Below are 1,077 nucleotides of genomic sequence, written 5' to 3'. Positions count from 1 at the left end.
TTAGACACCCGCATCAATCATTTTGATGCCTTTAAAGATGTCTATGGATTTGTCGCCGGTGATGATGTCTTGCGCTTCACCGCCATGCTGATGGGCGAGGTGGTAGATCAATTTGGCACACCCAAAGATTTTATCGGTCATGCCGGAGGGGATAATTTCATCATCATCCTTGACGAGCAAGTTGCATCAGCCGTCCACCAAAATCTCAAATCCCGCTTTGCCGAGGAAGTGCTCACCCACTACAACTTTATGGATCGGGAGCAAGGGTTTCTTGTGGCGGCAGATGACCGCGGGCGAGAGGTGCAGTCACCTTTGATGGAAATGGCGATTGGTATGGTCTCACCTGCGCAGTATCAATTTGCCGATATACGCGAAATTACCGAACTGGCAGCTGAGGCGCGCCGAAACGAGAGTTAGCACCTATCAATTATTTATGGCTTCTATCGATTCGCTTGCTCTGGGTTTACTCTTCCTGGCGATAGGACTGGGCTTATCGGTCCTGATCGTGTTGGTGCTGCGTTTCCTACCAAAAGAGCAACCCCGCCTGCAATCCAGGAACTCCTCCTTCCTGCCTCTCGACCTCGATCCGCATGCCGAGGCTGTTTTGCTCGTCCAGCCTGGAGGGCGCCTCTCCTACCTAAACCAACAAGCCCGCCAGCTGTTCGAGCTGGGGGAAGAGATTCCCAATCTAGAGCATCTGGCACGGCGAGCGCGTCCGAGTGAAGCTTTTTTCAGCCTGTGCGCGGCAGAGGGTCAAGCCAGCTTCTCACTCGACGGGCGCCTTATTGAGGGTGTCTCTTATCAGGTTCCCCATGGTGCTGAACTGGCCGTACTGGTCTCTTTGAGACGGCCCCAATTCGTGCTGGAGGGAGATGGTTCTGCACCAGAACAAACCGGTTTTTCCGATCAGGCCCTCAAGATTATCACCGAGCTCAGCCAGGCAATTGCAGCCAGTCTCGATCTTGAAACCACACTGCAAACGATACTGGAGAGCATCGAGCGCTTGATCCCTGCGGACTTATCTGAAATCAACCTGTTTGACGATGAAGATAGCTCGCAGCTTGTCTCTTATTCTCT

Annotated in this window: 2 protein-coding genes; both read left to right on the top strand. The window is 52.8% G+C overall.

From position 1 onward, the window contains the following. A partial coding sequence (locus tag V6D20_15115) for a diguanylate cyclase (GenBank protein HEY9817110.1) occupies positions 1 to 417 on the top strand: 417 nt, incomplete at its 5' end. Between the two features lie 16 nt (positions 418 to 433). After that, positions 434 to 1,077 (top strand): hypothetical protein (locus V6D20_15110; protein HEY9817109.1); only part of this gene is annotated, 644 nt, incomplete at its 3' end.

This window comes from Candidatus Obscuribacterales bacterium, assembly GCA_036703605.1.
In the GTDB taxonomy this organism is placed as follows: Bacteria; Cyanobacteriota; Cyanobacteriia; order RECH01; family RECH01; genus RECH01.
The sequence above is the reverse complement of the archived record's forward strand: the minus strand, read 5'-3'. Positions and strand labels throughout refer to the sequence as shown.